Annotated in this window: 4 protein-coding genes; 3 read left to right on the top strand and 1 reads right to left on the bottom strand. The window is 49.9% G+C overall.

The window, feature by feature from the left end; genetic code table 11:
* The first annotated feature begins 99 nt into the window (after positions 1 to 99).
* The 3 genes from N4310_RS07725 (at position 100) to N4310_RS07715 (ending at position 3,690) form a co-directional block, all read left to right on the top strand.
* Positions 100 to 1,182: a DNA alkylation repair protein gene (locus N4310_RS07725; protein WP_262092718.1), complete on the top strand. Its 1,083-nt coding sequence runs from the start codon at positions 100 to 102 to the stop codon at positions 1,180 to 1,182.
* Between the two features lie 85 nt (positions 1,183 to 1,267).
* Entirely contained in the window at positions 1,268 to 2,635 is a 1,368-nt protein-coding gene (locus N4310_RS07720; RefSeq protein WP_262092717.1) for a M20/M25/M40 family metallo-hydrolase, read from the top strand.
* A gap of 17 nt (positions 2,636 to 2,652) precedes the next feature.
* Positions 2,653 to 3,690 carry a zinc-binding dehydrogenase gene (locus N4310_RS07715; RefSeq protein WP_262092716.1) on the top strand — a complete coding sequence of 346 codons (1,038 nt, stop codon included), beginning with the start codon at positions 2,653 to 2,655 and terminating at the stop codon, positions 3,688 to 3,690.
* A gap of 215 nt (positions 3,691 to 3,905) precedes the next feature.
* Here the strand turns inward: N4310_RS07715 and N4310_RS08615 are convergent, their stop codons facing one another.
* Positions 3,906 to 4,013, bottom strand: coding sequence for a putative holin-like toxin (locus N4310_RS08615; protein WP_338092455.1), 108 nt, complete (start codon positions 4,011 to 4,013; stop codon positions 3,906 to 3,908).
* Positions 4,014 to 4,241: the final 228 nt, after the last annotated feature.

Raw genomic sequence — 4,241 nt, 5'->3', positions numbered from 1 at the left:
CAATGCTGTTAGACCCAATCAACTACTGCGTCAAAGGTATTTTGCTAATCATAAAGAGAGAGGCTAGACTTTTGTCCTAGCCTCTTTTTTGGAGGTTTTATGGCAGATTTGAAAGATATGTATACGGCGGAGGTTTTGACAGAGTTTGCCTGGGCCTTTGTGGAGGTGGAGGCGGATTTTCCGGTTCAGCGATTTTTGGCTGAAGTGACCCAAGGAGACTGGAAGGCACTTAGTTTGCGGCAGCGGCATGAGCGCTTGGCGTATGTTTTGGTTGCCTGTCTGGATCGTCCGTTTGAGCAGGTGGCTGACTTTTTGGAGCTGGTTGGAGTTCGGGTGCAGGGTTTTCGTTATCTATTTCTACCGGATGTAGTGTCCCTGTTTGGCTTGGAGCATTTTGCGGCTTCCATGAGGGCCTTGACGGTTTTGACGGCGTCATCGTCGGCGGAGTTCGCCATCCGTCCTTTTTTGAAACGGGATTTTGAGCGGACTTTTGAGCAGCTGCAGCGCTGGGCACTGTCAGAGAATGAACACCAGCGGCGTTTGGCCAGCGAGGGGGTGCGGCCCAATCTACCTTGGGGCCAAAAAATTCCGGACTTGGACCAGTATCGTCTGGAGATTTGGGGACTTTTGGAAAATTTAAAAGCGGATCCGTCCCTCTATGTCCGTAAATCTGTGGCTAATCACTTGAATGATTGGACGCGGACGCACCCGGAAGAGGTATTGGACTTGCTGGAGGGCTGGCAGGGTTACTCTCCTGACACTGATTGGATTGTTAAGCGGGCTGCCAGAACCTTACTCAAGGCCGGGCATCCTCGGGCACTGGCCCTTTTTGGTTACAGGAGTCGAGAGGATCTGGAGCAGGTGACTTGGAATTTTCCCCCAAAAATCCATAAAGGAGAGCGACTGTTGCTGGATTATGAGCTAGAGGTGGGCCAAGCGGGTCCCTTGCGCTTGGAGCTGCAGGTGGATTTTAGGAAACCGACGGGACGGATGGGCCAGAAATCCTTTATGCTCAAGGATCGGGAGACTGCATCCTTGCGCGGAACCTGGTCTTATGAGTGGGTGGACAAGACCACGCGCAAGCACTGGGATGGTCCGCATGCCTTGCGTCTGCTCTTAAATGGTCAGGTCTTGTTGGAAGGTCAGCTGGAAGTGACGGGCTTTGCTGATAAGGAAATATAATCAGCCTCTTCAAGGATGGTAATTGGTTAAAGTTGGGGCGGTGTGGTAGGATGAAAGTATTGAAATCAGGAAAGTGAGAACAGATATGAGCAAGGAAAGTTTGCAACAATTCGAAGAAGATACTATTATTCAGGAATATTTTGAGAAGCTGAAGGTGCTGGTGTCCAAGAAATCCATTTTTGCCCAGCAGGTCGGTCTCTTGGAGGTGGCTAGTCTTCTGCGCGATTATTTTCATGAAGCAGGTGCTGATGAGGTGGTTTTGGACAACTCCTATGCCGCGCCTTTTGTGATGGCGAAATTCTTGTCCAACCGCCCAGACGCTAAAACTATCATTTTTTACAACCATTACGACACGGTTCCAGCCGATGGTGATCAGCTCTGGACGGGTCAGCCTTTTGAAGTCAGCGTGCGCGATGGCTTTATCTACGGACGCGGAGTTGACGATGACAAGGGCCACATCACAGCCCGCCTATCGGCCCTCAAGAAGTACCAGGCTCAGTCGGGCGGCTCCTTGCCGGTTCATGTGATTTTTATTGCCGAAGGTGCCGAGGAGTCCGCTTCGGTTGATTTGGATCGGTATTTGCAAAAATACAAAGAGGACTTGAGCGGAGCAGATTTGCTAGTCTGGGAGCAAGGGCATCGGAACCAGCAACACCAGTTGGAGATAGCCGGTGGTAACAAGGGGATTGTAACCTTTGACCTCTCAGTTGAATCAGCAGCCTTGGATATCCATTCTTCTTATGGTGGCGTGATTGACTCAGCGGCCTGGTACCTGGTCGCTGCCCTCCAGTCTATGCGAGCAGCTGATGGACGCATCCTGGTTGAGGGCATTTATGACCAGGTGCGGGAACCCAATGAACGGGAAATGGCCCTGGTTGAAGCTTATGCTCTAGCCAATCCTGAATCAGTGACCCAAATCTATGGCTTGGCCCTACCAACCCTGGTTCAGGACCGGCGTGAATTTCTCAAACGCCTCTATTTTGAACCATCGATCACCATTGAAGGTCTGTCCGCAGGCTACCTAGGACAAGGCGTTAAAACCATTATCCCGGCCCAAGCCCAGGCTAAAATGGAAGTCCGCCTGGTTCCGGGTTTAGATCCTCAGGATGTTTTGGAGAAAATCCGGCAGCATTTGACGAAGCACGGCTTTGACCGAGTTCAAGTAGATTTTACCCTAGGTGAAAAAAGTTACCGCAGCGATATGTCGGCTCCGCCGATCCTGCGTGTCATTGAACTAGCGGAAGCGCTGACTCCGGAAGGCGTGTCTGTCTTACCAACCTCACCGGGTACGGGACCTATGCACACCGTTTTTGAGGTTCTGGAAGTTCCGATTGCTGGCTTTGGAATGGGCAATGCGACCAGCCGTGACCATGCAGGAGATGAAAATGTCAGCATTGCTGATTATCTAGCCCATGTCGAACTGATCCAAGCCCTGATTGCAAGTTATGAATAGAAGTGAGGAGAGAACAGATGAAATCAGCTGTTTATCTAAAACCCGGTCAAGTTGGTCTAGTGGAGATTGATCGTCCCCAGATTGAAGACTCTCAAGATGTTATTATTCGTATTGTCAGAACCTGTGTTTGTGGTTCTGATCTTTGGCGCTATCGGGACGACCAGATGGAGTCTGGCACCCGCAATTCTGGTCATGAGGCGATTGGGATTGTTGAAGAAGTCGGCGCCGCTATCACGACTGTGCAACCTGGCGACTTTGTCATTGCGCCCTTCACTCATGGCTGTGGCGAATGTGATGCCTGCCGAGCAGGCTTTGACGGGACCTGTGACAGGCACATCGGTAACAACTGGTCGGGCGGCGTCCAAGCCGAGTATATCCGTTTCCACTTTGCCAACTGGGCCCTGGTCAAAATTCCTGGCCAGCCTTCGAACTACTCTGAAGGCATGCTGAAGTCGCTTTTAAGCCTGGCTGACGTCATGCCTACAGGTTACCATGCGGCGCGTGTGGCAGATGTCAAACCCGGAGATAAGGTCGTGGTGATTGGAGACGGTGCCGTTGGCCAGTGTGCTGTGATTGCAGCCAAGATGCGGGGAGCCAGTCAGATTGTCATGATGAGCCGCCATGCGGACCGCCAGGCCTTAGCCCGTGAGTTTGGAGCAACCGCTGTGGTGGCTGAACGGGGAGAAGCAGGTATTGCTAAGGTTCGTGAACTTCTTGGTGGTGGTGCCGACGCTGCTCTAGAGTGTGTCGGAACCGAAGCCTCCATTGACCAAGCCCTCGGAGTCCTCCATAACGGTGGTCGCATCGGCTTTGTCGGTGTCCCTCACTATGCGAACCACGCCCTAGGTTCAACCTTTGCCCAAAATATCACCATCGGAGGCGGGGCAGCATCTGTAACGACCTATGACAAACAAGTCCTCCTCAAAGCCGTTTTGGATGGTGACATCAATCCCGGTAAGGTTTTCACAAGTTCTTACTCCTTGGAGGATATTAACCAAGCTTATCAGGACATGGATCAACGAAAATCGATCAAGGCTATGTTAGTCTTGGAATAAGAGGAGAGATACAGTAGTTGAATTTTTTTTAAACTAAAGGAGCTCCTTCTTTTTTTACGGATAGTCGTAAGTCAAACTTGTATTCTTGTCCAATAATAGGTATAATGGAAATGAAAAAGGGTAGTTGCGTCAACAACTACCCTTGGTAGAACCGTTTAAGACGGTGACTTCATAGTTACGAATAACTCGTCCGACTGGGTCAAAGTGGGGACGGGTTATTTCTTTTTGTCATCATGTTTGAAGATTGTGTAACACAAACCGATCAAAGCGATGGTAAAGGTACCAAAGCTAAGGATTTTGTGAACAATCTCAAATGCTGTCAAAAGAAAGACTCCTCCTTTCCGTCAGATTTCGATGAGTTGCCCATAGGCATCACCTCACTTTCGGTTTCAGAAGCCACCGTCTCTACTTTTCTACTTGCTCTTATAGTCATTTAGTTTTTAAATAGTATGTTATTGCGTCAGTCAAATCACCTGTCTTTCTAAGCAATTCTGTCACCGCTTTTTTCAAAATAGCCCAACTGTTCTCAATAGGATTCAGTTCAGGGGAAT

The sequence above is a fragment of the Streptococcus danieliae genome, assembly GCF_025447695.1.
In the GTDB taxonomy this organism is placed as follows: Bacteria; Bacillota; Bacilli; order Lactobacillales; family Streptococcaceae; genus Streptococcus; species Streptococcus danieliae.
This window is presented reverse-complemented; position numbering and strand designations above follow the sequence as displayed.